Genomic DNA, 14754 nt, shown 5'->3' with positions numbered 1-14754 from the left:
GTCATCCTGGAAGTGAACTGATATGGCCAAGCGAATCGACGTCAGCGGCCTCTCCGCCTACTACGGCGCCCACAAGGCGATCGACGACATCTCGATGACCGTCGAGCCCCGCTCCGTGACGGCCTTCATCGGCCCCTCCGGCTGCGGCAAGTCCACCTTCCTGCGCACCCTGAACCGCATGCACGAGGTCACCCCCGGCGGCCGCGTCGAGGGCAAGGTGATGCTGGACGACGAGAACCTGTACGGCGCGAACGTCGACCCGGTCGCCGTGCGCCGCACGGTCGGCATGGTCTTCCAGCGCCCGAACCCCTTCCCCACCATGTCGATCTTCGACAACGTGGCGGCGGGCCTGCGCCTCAACGGCAACTACAAGAAGTCGCAGCTCAGCGACATCGTGGAGAGGTCCCTCAAGGGCGCGAACCTCTGGAACGAGGTCAAGGACCGCCTCAACAAGCCGGGCTCCGGCCTCTCCGGCGGCCAGCAGCAGCGCCTGTGCATCGCCCGCGCCATCGCGGTCGAGCCCGACGTCCTGCTGATGGACGAGCCCTGCTCGGCCCTCGACCCGATCTCCACCCTCGCCATCGAGGACCTGATCGGCGAGCTGAAGGAGCGCTTCACGATCGTCATCGTGACGCACAACATGCAGCAGGCCGCCCGCGTCTCCGACCGCACCGCCTTCTTCAACCTGGCGGCCGTCGGCCAGCCCGGCAAGCTGATCGAGCTGGACGACACGGAGCGCATCTTCTCCAACCCGAGCGTCCAGGCGACCGAGGACTACATCTCCGGCCGCTTCGGATAGCCCCTCCAGACCATGCGGCTCCGCCGCGTGGCGTCCTGCGGTGCTGCATGGCGGTGCCACCGCACGACGAAGGGCCCGGCTCCCCCACGAGGGGAACCGGGCCCGTTTCCGTACGGGACTCCTGTCCGACTATCCGAAGACCAGCTGCACCACGTAGAAACTCAGCGCAGCGACCAGCGCCGCCGCCGGCATCGTGATGAACCAGCCGAGAATGATGTTCTTGGCGACGCCCCACCGGACCGCGTTGACGCGCTTCGTCGCGCCCACGCCCATGATCGCGGAGGTGATGACGTGCGTGGTCGAGATCGGCGCGTGGAACAGGAACGCCGAGCCGAACATGATCGACGCGCCCGTGGTCTCCGCCGCGAAGCCCTGCGGCGGGTCCAGCTCGATGATCTTGCGGCCGAGGGTCCGCATGATGCGCCAGCCGCCCGCGTACGTACCGAGCGACAGCATCACCGCACAGGCGATCTTCACCCACACCGGGATGTCGTCGCCGGCCTCCTGCACGTCGGCGATGACCAGGGCCATCACCACGATGCCCATCGTCTTCTGGGCGTCCTGGAGGCCGTGGCCGAGGGCCATGCCGGCCGCCGACACCGTCTGCGCGATGCGGAAGCCGCGCTTCGCCTTGTGCGGGTTGGCCTTGCGGAAGATCCACATGATCGCGCACATCACCAGGTAACCGGCCACCAGGCCGACCACCGGGGAGACGAACATCGGGATGACGATCTTGTCGAGCACCCCGCCCCAGATCACCTCGGTGCCGCCGGCGAGCGCCGCGCCCACCATGCCGCCGAACAGGGCGTGCGAGGAGGAGGACGGCAGACCGAAGTACCAGGTGACCAGGTTCCAGATGATCGCGCCGACGAGCGCGGCGAAGAGGATGCCCATCCCCTTGTCGCCGGTGGGGGTCGCGATGAGCCCCTCACTGACGGTCTTGGCGACCCCCTGGCCCATGAAGGCGCCCGCGAGGTTCATCACCGCCGCCATCGCCAGGGCCGCCCGGGGCGTCAGCGCCCGGGTGGACACCGAGGTGGCGATGGCGTTGGCGGAGTCGTGGAATCCGTTGGTGTACGTGAAACCGAGCGCGACACCGATGGTCACGACCAGAGCGAAGGTGTCCACGAAGCCTCAGGACTCCTTGACCGCGATGGTCTCCACCGTGTTGGCCACGTGCTCGAACGCGTCCGCCGCCTCTTCGAGGACGTCCACGACCTGCTTGAGCTTCAGCACCTCGATGGCGTCGTACTTGCCGTTGAAGAGCTGGGCGAGCAGCTTGCGGTGGATCTGGTCGGCCTGGTTCTCCAGCCGGTTGACCTCGATCCAGTACTCGGTGAGGTTGGACATCGTCCGCAGGTTCGGCATGGCCTCGGCGGTCAGCTCCGCCGCCCGGGCCAGGACCTCGATCTGCTGCTCGACGCCCTTGGGGAGCTCCTCGATGTTGTAGAGGACGACCAGGTCGACGGCCTCCTCCATGAAGTCCATGATGTCGTCGAGGGACGAGGCCAGGGAGTAGATGTCCTCGCGGTCGAACGGCGTGATGAAGGAGGAGTTCAGCTGGTGGAAGATCGCGTGGGTGGCGTCGTCGCCGGCGTGCTCCGCTGCCCGCATCCGCTCCGCGATCTCGGCCCGGGCGGAAGGCTCCGCTCCGAGCAGTTCCATCAGGAGCTTCGAGCCCGTGACGATGTTGTCCGCGGACGCGGCGAACATGTCGTAGAAGCTCGTCTCCCTGGGGGTCAGACGAAATCGCACGTGAGGTCCTCGGGGTGCTGGGTTGGGTCAGGCTGATGCTAGGCGCATCATCCGGCCACGGCTAACCGGCGTCCTCTCAGTGTCGCCCATCAGGCACAGTGATCTGCACGGGCCCCCGCCCGGTTCGGCGGGGATCGGTACCATATACCCACGAGGGGTATACACCCCCTTTCTGGACAACGGGAGGACGCGATGACGACCACCGAGACGGACCAGGTCACCCCCGAGCCCGTCGAGGCCGTCGGGCCCGTCGAGACCACCGGAGCGGCCGGTCACGAGCCCGGCCACGAGCAGGGCGTGCACGGCTACCACAAGCAGAAGGACGAGCACCTCAAGCGCCTCCGCCGGATCGAGGGCCAGATCCGCGGCCTCCAGCGGATGGTCGACGAGGACGTGTACTGCATCGACATACTCACGCAGGTCTCCGCCTCCACGAAGGCGCTCCAGTCCTTCGCCCTCCAGCTCCTGGAGGAGCACCTGCGGCACTGCGTGGCGGACGCGGCGGCCAAGGGCGGCGGCGACGTCGACGCCAAGGTCGAGGAGGCCACGAAGGCCATCGCCCGCATGATGCGCACCTGAGGGGCGGCCCCGTACGGGGGCCGGCGTGCGCTCAGCGGCCCCGTACGGCCCGCTCCGCCGCCACCCTCAGCACCTCGTCTATCCGGTCGGCGCTCAGCCGCTCCCCGTCGGCGGCGGAGGCGGCGATGATCAGCTCGCCGCACAGCTCTATCTCGGCGAGGGCGACGCGCTCCTGGTCTGCGGGCACGGTCGCGGTACCGGGCGGGGCCACGCGCATCCACCTCTTCCTGCCGGCGTCGGTCTCCCAGCGGCCTCCCAGCGTAGGGACGGAGCCGCGCACCGCGCATGACACGTCTGGACCATTTGCCGATGGCCCGTGTCAGCCCTCGACCTTCCCGTCGTAGAGGTCCCGGCGGTCCGGCAGCACGACCCGGACGGGGACCCCGAAGCCGTACAGGAGCGTGGTCGACGCGACGGCGACCGTACGGCCCTGGTTGCTGAAGCTGAACTGGTGGCGGACCTTCCGCAGCCGCCCCTCCCCGTCCAGGTACGCGTCGAACGGCACCGCGTCGTCGGAGAACCCTTTCGCCGCCGCGGCGAGCGCCCCGCGCAGCTGCGGCGACGCGGCCCGGGCGGCGTGCGCGATGTCGGCGACCCCCCGGTAGTGGCCGACCTTCTCGCCCGCGAGCTCGACCTCGCCGACGTACGCGACCTCCCGGACGCCCCGCAGCAGTTCGGCCGCGGCGGCCGGGTCGGTGGCGCCGCCCGTGACGAGGTTCCCGTCGTCGAGGGCGGTGGTGTCGACGCGGACCCACTTGTCGGCGGGCACCCCGGCCCCGCGGTTCTTCATGTAGAGGGCGCCGGGGGTGAGGAGTTCGGTGATCGGCCGGTGGCCGCTCGTCCCCGCCGGGTCCCCGGGCAGCACCACCTGGAGGTGCCCGGTCCGGCGCCGGAAGTCGTAGCCGCCCTCGCCCCGGATGGTGACCCGGGTCCCGCCCGAGGCCATCTCCATGGCGGTACTGGCCTTGGCGGTGCCGGCCCGGGCCAGCGCGTCGGCGGCGCCCCGCACGGCGGGCGCGGGGTCGGCCGCGGGCTTCGGGTCCGGGGGCGCGGCGCACCCGGAGGCGGCGGCGGACCCGACGAGGGAGCCGACCAGGACGACGGTGGCGGCGATCGCCCCGCTCCCCCGGCCCTGCGGACGCCCGTACCCCTGCACCGTCATCGCCTGCCAACCCCCCGCGCCTCAGCGCTGTCCGCCCGGGACCGCCTCGCCCCCGGCCCGGGGGCGTCCGTTCCGGATAACGACGGCCCGGGCGAGCCGTCACGCGCAGTACGGTGGTCGCGTGCACGCGCAGGCTTCCTCCCACACCACCACCACGACGGAACGCGGCTCGTTCGCGCTGGCGCGCTGCAGCTGCGGCTGGTCGGGCCCGGCCCGCAGATCGAGGGACCGCGCCCGCACGGACGCGGCGGACCACGCCCGTACGGCGACGGACCCGGAGACGCCCTAGGGACTCCCCCCACTCGCCGTCAGGCGGCCAGGTCCTTGCGGTCCTTGCGGCCGGCCCCGGTGGACGCTCCGCCGACGCGGGACTCGGGGATGCCGACCGTCTCCGGGAGCCGCACCGCCTCGGCCCGCCGGGAGCGGACGAGACGGGCGCCGCGGCCCGAGCGGGCGACGGCGGAGACGACCGGGGTCAGCAGGGCGAGCGCGAGCGGGGCGAGGAGCAGCGCGACCGCCGTGCCGAGGGCGAGGCCGCCGATGACGTCGGTCGGGTAGTGGACGCCCATGTAGACCCGGGCGAAGCCCTCGGCGAGGGCGAGGCCGATCGCGGCGAGCCCGAAGCCGCGGTGGGCGACGAAGACGCCGACGGCGAGGGCCATCGCGAGGGTGGCGTGGTCGCTGACGAAGGAGAAGTCGGTCTTCCCGCCGACGAGGACCTCCAGGCCCCGGTGGTCCACGAAGGGGCGGGGGCGCTCGACGAAGCCCCGGATCGGGATGTTGACCAGGAGGGCGATCCCGGCCGCCAGCGGGGCCCAGACGAGACCGGCGACGGCCGAGACGGAGTCGGCGGGGGCGCCGCGCCGGCGGACGCTCCACCAGCACCCGAGCACGGTGAGGACGAGCGCGAGGACGATCCCGTACTCGCCGACGTACGCCATGACGCGGTCGAACCACGGAGGAGCGGACCTGGCCAGTCCGTTGATGTCGTAGAGCAGGCTGACATCGGGGTTCGAACCGTCCGATGCGAGTACAGCCATCTGCTGCGGCCCCTTGCTCTCGTGTCTGCGGTTTCCAACCCCCGTGGTCAGAGCGGTCGGATCAGGGAACGAACCGCCTGAGGCGTGCGTTCCGCTCTCTCCGGTGGATCATGAGGACGTTATCGAAGAGTGACGGCCGGCCGCAGCTCAGGGCCTGTGCATGACGGAGAGTTCCGGCCATGTCCCGTACGCCCCGAACGCCTCCCTACGTCTGCGGCGGGTGCGTGGGCAGGGCGGCGGCGCCCTCCGGGGTGACCCGGGTGGCGCCGAAGTAGTCCGGCGTGTCGATCCGGTCGAAGCGGATCACCGCCCCGGTCCGCGGCGCGTTGATCATGTACCCGCCGCCGACGTAGATGCCGACGTGCCGGATGGCCCGCGAGTTGGTCAGGTCGTCCGAGAAGAAGACCAGGTCCCCGGGGAGCAGCTCCTCGCGCGAGGGGTGCGGCCCGGCGTTGTACTGGTCGTTGGCGACGCGCGGCAGCGGGATGCCGACGGTGTCGTACGCGGCCTGGGTCAGCCCGGAGCAGTCGAACCGGCCGTTCTGCGCGGCCGTGCCCGTACCGCCCCAGAGGTAGAGGGTGCCGAGCTTCTGCTGTGCGAAGTGGATGGCGCCCGCGGCCTGCCGCGACGGGTCGACGCGGCCGAGGGGCCGGGCGAAGCTCTTCTCCAGGGACTTGATGATGCGGACGTAGTTCTGGGTCTCGCTGATGGGCGGGACCCCGCCGTGCCGGATCACCCGGTACGCGCCCGCGTTGTACGCGGCCAGCATGTTGCTCGCCGGGTCCCCGGGCACGTCCTTCACGTACGTGGCGAGCTCGCAGTCGTACGAGGCGGCCGACGGGATCGCGTCCTTCGGGTCCCAGATGTCCCGGTCCCCGTCCCCGTCCCCGTCGATGCCGTGGCTGGCCCAGGTGCCGGGGATGAACTGGGCGATGCCCCGGGCGTCGGCCGGGGAGACGGCCCGCGGGTTCCAGCCGCTCTCCTGGTAGAGCTGCGCGGCGAGCAGGGCCGGGTTGATGGCGGGGCAGAGGTTCCCCCAGCGCTGCACGAGCCCCTGGTAGAGGGCCGGGACGGCGCCCTTGGCGAGCGCCACGGTGCCGTTCTTCCCGCTGCCCGCGCCGGCGGCGAGGCCCGAGGCCGCGGAGTACGTGCCGACGACGAGCATGGCCACGAAGGCGAGGCAGACCCCGAAGACCCCGCCGGCCACCAGCCACGCCCTGCCCGCCCCGCGGGCCGCCCTACGCACCGTCAACCACCCCTCGGCCCATGGCAGTACGTCCGGGAAGCCAGTCTAGGCGGCGAAGCCCCCCGTGGGGACGGTGCGCGACGACCTCGTCACACGCGCCCTGCGTGCGCCGCCCGCCCGCCGCCCGCACGCCGCCCCAAGAGTGGAACAACGACGATCATTGCCCGGAGTCACCCTCCGTGATACACAGAGTGACCATACGCTTCTTCACACGAAAACCGGCCACGCCACCGCAGGTCAAGACGGTCAGACCGGTCAAGTGTGCGGGGATCGGGTAAAGAGAGCCGTCAAGCAGTCACACGCGAGCGGTTTCATCAGCGAAGATAGGGCGATGACCCGTGCCGTCCGAGAAGGGCGGCCAACAACCCATACAGGGGCGGTGAGTTACATGTACCTGGCGGCTGAAAAAGGCGACATCACCACCATTATCGGTGGAATCGCCCCGAACTGGGGGCCCTTCGGGAGCCTGGGCAACGAGGCCAAGATCATGATCGAGGTCGTGATGGCGGTGGCCATCCTGCTCTGCCTGGGCATCGCCATCTGGGGCGCGGCCAAGCAGCGCATCGGCGCGACCGCCCTCCGCGACACGTTCAGCGCGGAACAGGGCAAGGGCCTGATCGTGGCCGGCCTGACCGGCGTCTTCATCATCGGCTCGCTGGGGACGCTCTTCACCATCGTGTACGGGATGGCCGTCTGACGACCCGTCGGACCGACCGCTCCGCGACCCGCCCACCCGGATTGCCCACCTGAACCTGATGCCCAGTCCTGTTGCAGCACGGCCGTACCCGCGAACGAGTGAGGGGGCGTACCCGGCATGAGTCCCGGAGACGAGCACGACAGCTTCGGCGGCGTGGGCGGCTCGGGCCAGACCCGGACCCGCCTGCCCGAGGGCAACAGCGGCGACGTGTACGGCGCCGGCCGCCGCCCCGTCCGCAGCTCCCGCTCCCTCGTCACGGTCGTGGGCGTGGTGGTCCTCCTCGTCGGCGCCATCGCCCTCGCCAACCGCGGCGGGGGCGACCCGGCGGACCCGTCCGCCCCCCGCTCCGGCACCCCGGGCAAGGCGGCCCCCACTGCCGCCACCGGCGTCCCCCCGGTCACCACCAAGAACGGCCCGATCCCCACGGGCTACGCCCACGACGAACAGGGCGCCCAGAGCGCGGCGACGAACTACGCGGTGGCGCTGGGGTCGGCGGCGATGTTCACCACCGCCGGACGCGACGAGATCGTCACCACGGTCTACACCCCCGACGCCGCGGCCGCCCGCAGGAACGACCTCGACCAGGCCTACGGCTCCAGGGAACTCCTGGCCCGCATCGGCCTGGAGGCCGACGGCACGGCCCCGCAGGGCATGACGTTCATCTCCCGGGTCATTCCCGTGGGCTCCAAGGTGGAGAGCTACACCGCCGACCGGGCGACGGTGTCGGTCTGGTACTCGACCCTGTTCGGCCTCGCGGGCGAGACCTCGCGGAACCCCGTCTCCGAGGCCTGGTACACCGACACGTTCGAACTGCGGTGGGCCGACGGCGACTGGAAGGTCACCAAGACCACCCAGAAGGACGGCCCCGTGCCCGTCGCCCGCGACCAGCGGGCTTCCGCCGCCCAGGACATGGCGGACGCCGTCGGACAGTTCGGAGGCTTCACTTATGCCCGGTAAGCCCCTCGTCCGCGGCTCCTGGTTCGTCACCGCGTTCGGCGCGGTCCAGACGGCCGCCGTCCTGTTCGCCGACCGGGCCTTCGCGGACCCCACGCCACCGCCGACACCCACGCCCACGCCTTCCCCGAGCGCGAGCAGCAGGGGCTGCGACCTCCTCACGGGACAGGCCAGGGAGCACTGCGAGAAGGGAGAGACCGGCGGCGGAGGCACCCAGGACCCCCTCACCGACCCCACCACGGCCCTCGACCCCCTAACCTCCCTCTCCCGAGGCTTCGCCGACGCCGCCACCGCCACCATCGACTACCTCTCCAAGGCCGTCAAAGAGACCGCCGACGTGGACTTCACCAACATGGAGTTCCTCGGCCGCTACGCCGTCGTCTTCGCCGCCTCCACCGTCCTCACCCTCCTCCTCTGGCTCCTCGCCGTCGCCAAGCGAGCCATCCGCGGCGTCCCCCTCACCACCGCCCTCTCCGAAGCCATCGGTTTCCTCTGGCTGACGGTCCTCGCCTCCGCCTTCACCCCCCTGATCCTCTACACCGTCGTCAACGCCACCGACGCCGTCACCGAGGTCATCGCCTCCGGCACCGGCCAGCAGACCGACGTCTTCTTCGGCAGCTTCAAGGAGGCCCTCCAGAAGGGCGACAGCATCGGCGGCGGCCCCATCATGCTGATCATCGTGTCCCTGGTGACCGTGATCGCCGCCGGCGTCCTCTACCTGGAGCTGTTCCTCCGCGCCGTCATGCTGTACGTCGGCGCCCTCCTCGGCGTCGTCGTCTACTCCGGCCTCGTCGACAAGAACATGTGGGGCCACGTCCGCCGCTGGGCCGGCATCATGATCGCGATCATCCTGGTCAAGCCGGTCATCGTCATCGTCCTCGGCCTCGCCGGCGCCCTCTCCTCCGGCACCGGCCCCGACTCCTTCTCCGCCGTCGTCTCCGGCCTCGCGATCATCCTGCTCGCCATCTTCGCCTCCGCGATGATCTACCGCTTCGTCCCCGGCTTCGGCGACGAGATCGTCGCCTCCCGCAACAACCGCCTCCACCGCGCGGGCGAGAACACCGCCGCCGCCGTCATCTCCTCCCCCGCCTCCCTCGTCTCCCAGGGCATCAAGACCCACAGCTCCCGCGGCGACGGCGGAGGCGGCGGTCAGGCCTCCCCCGCCCCCCGCCCCGCCAACCAGCTCTCCGGCGGCATGGCCGCCCACAGCGGCCGCGGCGGCGCCGGAGGCGGCGGCGCGACACCGCCCCCCGCCCCCCGCAGCAGCAGCCCCACCGCGGGCACCCCGCACGGCAACCGCAAGAACTCTGGAGGTGCAGGGCGTTGACGACCCAGTCCCAGCCGGTCGCGCCCCGCCGCACGTATCTCATCGGCCGCGCCCGGCCGAACGCGATCGTCGGCAAGAACCGCGAGACCGGCGAGATCGCCCTGATCATCGTCGGCGCCTTCCTCGGCATGATGAGCGGACTCCTCGTCCCCTCCCTCCCCCTGCGGATCGCCCTCCTCGCGGGCCTCCCCATGCTCGCGATCGCCGCCGTGTACCTCCCGTACAAGGGCCGCACCTTCTACAAGTGGTACGAGATCAACCGCAGCTACAAGCGCATGCTCAAGCGCGGCACCGCCTACCGCTCCTCCGTCGTCGAGGCCGGCACCCGCCTCGACGGCCGCGAGGTCGAGATCGGCCCGCCCCCCGGCATCGGCCGCGTCGGCTGGCTCTCCGCCCCCTTCGGCCCCGACGAGATCGCCGTCCTCCTCCACGCCGACCGCCGCACCGTCACCGCCGCCATCGAGATCGAGGGCCCCGGCGTCGGCCTGCGCGACAGCGAGGACCAGGAGGCCCTCGTCGACCGCTTCGGCACCCTCCTCAAGCACGTCGCCAACGGCGACGGCTTCGTCACCCGCCTCCAGATGCTCGCCCGCACCCTCCCCGCCGACCCCGACGCGCACGCCAAGGACGTCGGCCAGCGCGGCGACCCGCACGCGCCCGCGTGGCTCCAGGAGTCCTACGACCAGCTCCAGTCCATGGTCTCCACCTCCAGCGAGCAGCACCGCGCCTACCTCGTCGCCTGCATGCACTACACCCGCGAGCTCGCCGCCGAGGCCAACGCCATGGCCCGCGCCGCCAAGCACGCCTCCGGCGCCCGCCGCCTCGACCGCGACGCCGGCCTCGCCGTCGTCATGGCCCGCGAGCTCACCGACATCTGCGCCCGCCTCGCCGAGGCCGACATCCGCGTCCGCCAGCCCCTCGGCCAGTCCCGGCTCGCGTCCCTCGTGCACTCCATGTACGACCCGGACCACCCCATCGACCACATCCAGGCCATGACGAAACGAAACGCCTGGCCGGCCGAGCTGGACGCGATGGAACCGACGTACCTGCAGGCCAAGACCCGCGAGTCCTCCACCCGCGCCCCCTGGTGCCACGCCACCGCCTGGGTCAAGGAGTGGCCGATGACCCCCGTCGGCGTCAACTTCCTCGCCCCGCTCCTCGTCCACACCCCCGACGTCATCCGCACGGTCGCCGTCACCATGGACCTGGAACCCACCGAGGTCGCCATCGAGCGCATGCTCACCGAGAAGACCAACGACGAGGCCGACGCCAGCCGCGCCGCCAAGATGAACCGCACGGTCGACCCGCGCGACATCGCCGCCCACGGCCGGCTCGACCAGCGGGGTGAAGATCTCGCCAGCGGCGCTGCCGGGGTCAACCTCGTCGGGTACATCACGGTGTCGTCGCGTTCGCCCGAGGCCCTCGCCCGGGACAAGCGCACGATCAGGGCCTCGGCCGGCAAGTCGTACCTGAAGCTGGAGTGGTGCGACCGCGAGCACCACCGGGCCTTTGTGAACACCTTGCCGTTCGCGACCGGCATCCGCCGCTAGGGCCGAAGGGGCACAGACCCATGCGAGATCCGCTGTCCGTCCTCACCGAGGCCTTCACCTCCTTCCTCTTCGGGAAGGTGGAGACGACCCGCCTGCCCGTCCGCACCTCCACCGGACAGGCCCAGGCCGTCTACCTGCCGACCGCCGCCCCCGGCCTCGGCGACTCCGGCGTCATCATCGGCCGCGAGGTCTACAGCGGCAAGGGCTACATCTACGACCCCTTCCAGCTGTACGGGCAGCAGCTCCCCGCCCCCCACTGGCTGGTCCTCGGCGAGTCCGGCAACGGCAAGTCGGCCCTGGAGAAGACGTACGTCCTCCGCCAGCTCCGCTTCCGCGACCGGCAGGTCGTCGTCCTCGACGCCCAGGGCGAGGACGGCGTCGGCGAGTGGAACCTCATCGCCCAGGAGCTGGGGATAACCCCCATCCGCCTGGACCCGATGGTCGCCAACGACGCCGGGATCCGCCTCAACCCGCTCGACCCGTCGATCACCACCACGGGCCAGCTCGCGCTGCTCCGCACCATCATCGAGGTGGCGATGGGCCACGGCCTCGACGAGCGCTCCGGCTTCGCGCTCAAGGTCGCCCACGCGTACGTGAACAACCACGTCACCGACCGCCAGCCGATCCTCACCGACATCGTCGAGCAACTGCGCCACCCCAAGGCCGAGTCGGCGGAGGCGATGAACGTCGCCATAGAGGACGTACGCGCCTGGGGCCTGGACGTCGCCCTCGTCCTGGACCGCCTGGTCGACGGCGACCTGCGCGGCATGTTCGACGGCCCGACGACCGTCGGCATCGACCTCGACGCGCCCCTGATCGTCTTCGACCTCTCCCACATCGACCGCAACTCCATCGCCATGCCGATCCTCATGGCGATCGTCGGCGTCTGGCTGGAGCACACCTGGATCCGCCCCGACCGGAAGAAGCGCATCTTCCTGGTCGAGGAGGCCTGGCACATCATCAACAGCCCGTTCGTGGCCCAGCTGTTCCAGCGCCTCCTGAAGTTCGGCCGCCGCCTCGGCCTCTCCTTCGTCGCCGTCGTCCACCACCTCTCCGACGTCGTGGACGGAGCGGCCGCGAAGGAGGCCGCGGCGATCCTCAAAATGGCCTCGACCAGGACCATCTACGCCCAGAAGGCCGACGAGGCCCGCAACACCGGCCGGGTCCTCGGCCTGCCCCGCTGGGCGGTCGAGATCATCCCGACCCTCACCCCCGGCATCGCGGTCTGGGACGTCAACGGCAACGTGCAGGTGGTCAAACACCTCATCACCGAGAAGGAACGCCCGCTCGTCTACACCGACCGCGCCATGACCGAGTCCTCGGTCACCGACCCGGAACTGGAGTGGGAGACCGAGCAGCGGGCAATGCTCGTCGAGCAGCAGATGAACGGCTCCTCGCAGTCCACGGTGGCGTAGGCGCGACGGGCCGGGCCCGGCGAGGCGGAACGGCAAGGCAGGTGGGGCGGATGGATCGGACGGACGCGGCGCGCAAGGGAGGCGGAGGGATCTCGGACGGGCTGCTGCTCAGCCTGTTCGTCCTCCTCCTCTGCCTGACGGTCCTGGTGTGGACGGCGACCGGCCTGGCGGGCCTGTTCGCCCACGGGTCCTGGCCGGACGGCGTCGCCTTCACCGGTACGCCGCCGGCCCTGCGCTCCCTGGCGACGGCCCCGACGGACCTCGCGGCGGCCTGGCCCGCCACCCCGCCGGACCAGCTGTCCGGGTACGGCCTCTTCTGGGGCCTCCTGATCGGCGAGGCGATGATCCTGGCGGTCCTCGCGATCTTCGTCCTGGGCACGGTGGCCCGCTGGCGCGCGGTCCGCAGCCACCGCAAGACGGGCACGTACGGGACTCCCGTACGGGAGTCCCACGAGGCCGCCCGTGTACGGGAGGAACGACCGCACCCGGTACGGGACGGGGCCCCGCCGCCTCCCGTACGGGACCACGACCGCCCCCACCCGGCGAGCGCCCCGGCCCCGGCCCCCACGGCGTTCACCGCCCCGGCGTCCACCACTCCGCCCGAGCACACCCGGGAACCCGCCCCCACCCCCCTGACCCCCGTACGGGAGACCCCGAGGCCGCCCCTCACCGCGACCGAGCCGCAGATCCCCCCGCAGCCCCGCCCCATCCCCGAGCCTGCGCCCGTCCACCCGGCCCCCGGTCACGCCCACGCCCACGCAGGATCCGGCACCCTCTTCGGCCCGCCCGAAGCCCGCCGCCCCGCCGCCGTGCAGGCGGTGCGGGACGCCGAGGGCCCGGTCCTCGTCGTCACCTCCGACCCCACCGTCTGGGCGGACACCAAGGACGCGCGCGGCAAGCTCGGCCCGGTCCTCGTCTACGACCCCGGGCACCTCTGCGACACCCCGGGCCGACTGCACTGGTCGCCCTCCGAGGGCTGCGAGGATCCGGAGACCGCCCAGGCCAGGGCCGCCGCCCTGCTCGCCCCGGTCCGCCCGCACTCCCGGCTCGACGCGGCGACCGCCGACACCGCGGAAACGCTCCTGCGCTGCTGGCTGCACGCGGCGGCCGTCGACGGGCGCCCCTTCCGGCAGGTGCACCGCTGGGCCCAGGGCTCGGACGCCCATGAACCCGTACGGGTCCTCCGCAGCCACCCCAGGGCAGTGTCCGGGCTGGCCGGGCTCCTCGAATCCGCCCTGACCGCGCACCCCGAAAGCCGCCGGCTGGCACAGGAGCTGACGGCCCGTGCGTTCTCGGCGTTCTCCACGGTCCACATCAGGGAGGCCTGCACCCCGAATCGAACGGATTCGCTGGCCCTGGCATCTTTCCTCCCCGAAGGGGGAACCCTCTACGTGGTGGGTGAGTCGATCGAGGACCCCCGCACCCACCCCGGCGCGATGCCGCTCCTGACGGCGCTCGCCGCAAGCGTGGTCGAGCGCGGCCGCCACATGGCCGCACGGTCATCCGGCGGTCGGCTCGACCCACCACTCACCCTGGTGCTCGACGACGTCGCCGCCGTCGCCCCGTTCCCCGCGCTCCCGGCCCTCCTGGCCGAGGGCGAGCCCCGGGGCCTTCCCACCCTGGCCCTGATGCGCTCCCGCGAACAGGCGAGAACCCGCTGGCCGAACGACGCCCTGGCTCCCCGGGGCTGACGCCCCTCAGCGGGCGCGCAGGGCGTCGAGGTGGGCGCGGGCAGCCTCGGCCGCGTGGGCGAACCAGTCCGCGATCACGGCGGTCTCCTCCGGGGTGTACCGGGCGAAGACCTGCTCCAGGCGCGCGTAGAACGGCCCGTACAGCTCGACGAGCCGCGCGGCCGCGTCCGGGTCGGCCACGACCCTCACCCGGCGCCGGTCGCCGGGGTCGGGGACGCGGTGGGCGTACCCGGCCTTCTCCAGGCGGTTGAGCACACCAGTCACGGCACCGGTGGTGAGGTTGGCGCGTTCGGCCAGGTCCCCGGCGGAGAGGGGCTCCTCGCCGGCGCCGAGGACGTGACCGAGGCAGGTCAGATCGGTCACGTTGACGCCGAGGGCCTGTGCGACCTCCTGCTGTCCGATCAGGCCCAGGGCCACGTACGCGTCCATCCGCTGGATCGCCTCACCGACGGTGGCCGGGGGGCGGCTCTTGCCCTGCACGCAGAGACTCCTTAGCATCTAAGTTACTTAGCTCGTGAGATAAAACGTCTCTCTCGTGC

General features: G+C 71.6%; 16 protein-coding genes. 9 read left to right on the top strand and 7 right to left on the bottom strand.

The genetic code is table 11. The features are described from left to right. Positions 1–22: 22 nt before the first annotated feature. Positions 23–799, top strand: coding sequence for a phosphate ABC transporter ATP-binding protein PstB (gene pstB, locus CP977_RS18775; RefSeq protein WP_062753432.1), 777 nt, complete (start codon positions 23–25; stop codon positions 797–799). A gap of 129 nt (positions 800–928) precedes the next feature. On the opposite strand, the gene CP977_RS18770 is transcribed toward pstB, so the two are convergent. Continuing rightward, positions 929–1927: an inorganic phosphate transporter gene (locus CP977_RS18770; protein ID WP_062753434.1), complete on the bottom strand. Its 999-nt coding sequence runs from the start codon at positions 1925–1927 to the stop codon at positions 929–931. Between the two features lie 6 nt (positions 1928–1933). Then, positions 1934–2554, bottom strand: coding sequence for a DUF47 domain-containing protein (locus tag CP977_RS18765; protein WP_017242367.1), 621 nt, complete (start codon positions 2552–2554; stop codon positions 1934–1936). Between the two features lie 192 nt (positions 2555–2746). Between CP977_RS18765 and CP977_RS18760 the strand changes: the two genes are divergently transcribed. Beyond that, positions 2747–3133, top strand: coding sequence for a metal-sensitive transcriptional regulator (locus CP977_RS18760; protein WP_062753436.1), 387 nt, complete (start codon positions 2747–2749; stop codon positions 3131–3133). Between the two features lie 31 nt (positions 3134–3164). Here CP977_RS18760 and CP977_RS18755 read toward each other — a convergent pair whose 3' ends face one another. Together CP977_RS18755 and CP977_RS18750 are read right to left on the bottom strand one after the other, a co-directional pair. Next, positions 3165–3350 (bottom strand): hypothetical protein, encoded by a 186-nt coding sequence (locus CP977_RS18755; protein ID WP_183953212.1) that lies wholly within the window; start codon positions 3348–3350, stop codon positions 3165–3167. A gap of 102 nt (positions 3351–3452) precedes the next feature. Continuing rightward, positions 3453–4295 (bottom strand): SCO4651 family lipoprotein, encoded by an 843-nt coding sequence (locus CP977_RS18750; protein ID WP_152370517.1) that lies wholly within the window; start codon positions 4293–4295, stop codon positions 3453–3455. 121 nt (positions 4296–4416) lie between these two features. Between CP977_RS18750 and CP977_RS34135 the strand changes: the two genes are divergently transcribed. Next, a complete protein-coding gene (locus tag CP977_RS34135) occupies positions 4417–4584 on the top strand; it encodes a hypothetical protein (RefSeq protein ID WP_183953211.1) in 168 nt (55 codons plus the stop codon). Between the two features lie 19 nt (positions 4585–4603). Here the strand turns inward: CP977_RS34135 and CP977_RS18745 are convergent, their stop codons facing one another. Both CP977_RS18745 and CP977_RS18740 read right to left on the bottom strand, forming a co-directional pair. Further along, positions 4604–5335, bottom strand: a complete 732-nt coding sequence (locus CP977_RS18745; protein WP_062753440.1) for a phosphatase PAP2 family protein — start codon at positions 5333–5335, stop codon at positions 4604–4606. 205 nt (positions 5336–5540) lie between these two features. After that, complete coding sequence (locus tag CP977_RS18740) at positions 5541–6500, bottom strand: C40 family peptidase (protein ID WP_229991437.1); 960 nt, start codon at positions 6498–6500, stop codon at positions 5541–5543. Positions 6501–6969: 469 nt separating this feature from the next. Between CP977_RS18740 and CP977_RS18735 the strand changes: the two genes are divergently transcribed. From CP977_RS18735 to CP977_RS18710, 6 genes are all read left to right on the top strand, one after another. Continuing rightward, positions 6970–7278 (top strand): hypothetical protein, encoded by a 309-nt coding sequence (locus tag CP977_RS18735; protein ID WP_030221046.1) that lies wholly within the window; start codon positions 6970–6972, stop codon positions 7276–7278. Positions 7279–7395: 117 nt separating this feature from the next. Then, positions 7396–8235, top strand: a complete 840-nt coding sequence (locus tag CP977_RS18730; protein ID WP_109185002.1) for a DUF8175 domain-containg protein — start codon at positions 7396–7398, stop codon at positions 8233–8235. Next, positions 8225–9559: a hypothetical protein gene (locus CP977_RS18725; RefSeq protein ID WP_109185001.1), complete on the top strand. Its 1335-nt coding sequence runs from the start codon at positions 8225–8227 to the stop codon at positions 9557–9559. Before CP977_RS18730 ends, CP977_RS18725 begins: the two co-directional genes overlap by 11 nt. Further along, the gene (locus tag CP977_RS18720) at positions 9556–11109 is read left to right on the top strand and encodes an SCO6880 family protein (RefSeq protein ID WP_062753448.1); all 1554 of its coding nucleotides are present in this window, start codon (positions 9556–9558) and stop codon (positions 11107–11109) included. Before CP977_RS18725 ends, CP977_RS18720 begins: the two co-directional genes overlap by 4 nt. Before the next feature lie 20 nt (positions 11110–11129). Beyond that, the gene (locus CP977_RS18715) at positions 11130–12524 is read left to right on the top strand and encodes an ATP-binding protein (RefSeq protein WP_062753450.1); all 1395 of its coding nucleotides are present in this window, start codon (positions 11130–11132) and stop codon (positions 12522–12524) included. 50 nt (positions 12525–12574) lie between these two features. Next, the gene (locus CP977_RS18710) at positions 12575–14215 is read left to right on the top strand and encodes a P-loop NTPase family protein (RefSeq protein WP_152370516.1); all 1641 of its coding nucleotides are present in this window, start codon (positions 12575–12577) and stop codon (positions 14213–14215) included. Between the two features lie 6 nt (positions 14216–14221). Here CP977_RS18710 and CP977_RS18705 read toward each other — a convergent pair whose 3' ends face one another. Next, the gene (locus CP977_RS18705) at positions 14222–14695 is read right to left on the bottom strand and encodes a MarR family transcriptional regulator (RefSeq protein WP_062753454.1); all 474 of its coding nucleotides are present in this window, start codon (positions 14693–14695) and stop codon (positions 14222–14224) included. Between the last annotated feature and the right edge of the window lie 59 nt (positions 14696–14754).

It is taken from the genome of Streptomyces cinereoruber (assembly GCF_009299385.1).
Taxonomy (GTDB): Bacteria; Actinomycetota; Actinomycetes; order Streptomycetales; family Streptomycetaceae; genus Streptomyces; species Streptomyces bikiniensis.
Note: the sequence above shows the minus strand (reverse complement) of the source record. Positions and strands in the feature narration are given on the sequence as shown.

What these genes read in the sequence shown, in the direction of transcription:
- pstB (WP_062753432.1), top strand. Translation starts at nt 23, where the DNA reads ATGGCCAAGCGAATCGACGTCAGCGGCCTCTCCGCCTACTACGGCGCC.
- CP977_RS18760 (WP_062753436.1), top strand. Translation starts at nt 2,747, where the DNA reads ATGACGACCACCGAGACGGACCAGGTCACCCCCGAGCCCGTCGAGGCC.
- CP977_RS18755 (WP_183953212.1), bottom strand. Translation starts at nt 3,350, where the DNA reads ATGCGCGTGGCCCCGCCCGGTACCGCGACCGTGCCCGCAGACCAGGAG.
- CP977_RS18750 (WP_152370517.1), bottom strand. Translation starts at nt 4,295, where the DNA reads ATGACGGTGCAGGGGTACGGGCGTCCGCAGGGCCGGGGGAGCGGGGCG.
- CP977_RS18745 (WP_062753440.1), bottom strand. Translation starts at nt 5,335, where the DNA reads ATGGCTGTACTCGCATCGGACGGTTCGAACCCCGATGTCAGCCTGCTC.
- CP977_RS18740 (WP_229991437.1), bottom strand. Translation starts at nt 6,500, where the DNA reads ATGCTCGTCGTCGGCACGTACTCCGCGGCCTCGGGCCTCGCCGCCGGC.
- CP977_RS18735 (WP_030221046.1), top strand. Translation starts at nt 6,970, where the DNA reads ATGTACCTGGCGGCTGAAAAAGGCGACATCACCACCATTATCGGTGGA.
- CP977_RS18730 (WP_109185002.1), top strand. Translation starts at nt 7,396, where the DNA reads ATGAGTCCCGGAGACGAGCACGACAGCTTCGGCGGCGTGGGCGGCTCG.
- CP977_RS18725 (WP_109185001.1), top strand. Translation starts at nt 8,225, where the DNA reads ATGCCCGGTAAGCCCCTCGTCCGCGGCTCCTGGTTCGTCACCGCGTTC.
- CP977_RS18715 (WP_062753450.1), top strand. Translation starts at nt 11,130, where the DNA reads ATGCGAGATCCGCTGTCCGTCCTCACCGAGGCCTTCACCTCCTTCCTC.
- CP977_RS18710 (WP_152370516.1), top strand. Translation starts at nt 12,575, where the DNA reads ATGGATCGGACGGACGCGGCGCGCAAGGGAGGCGGAGGGATCTCGGAC.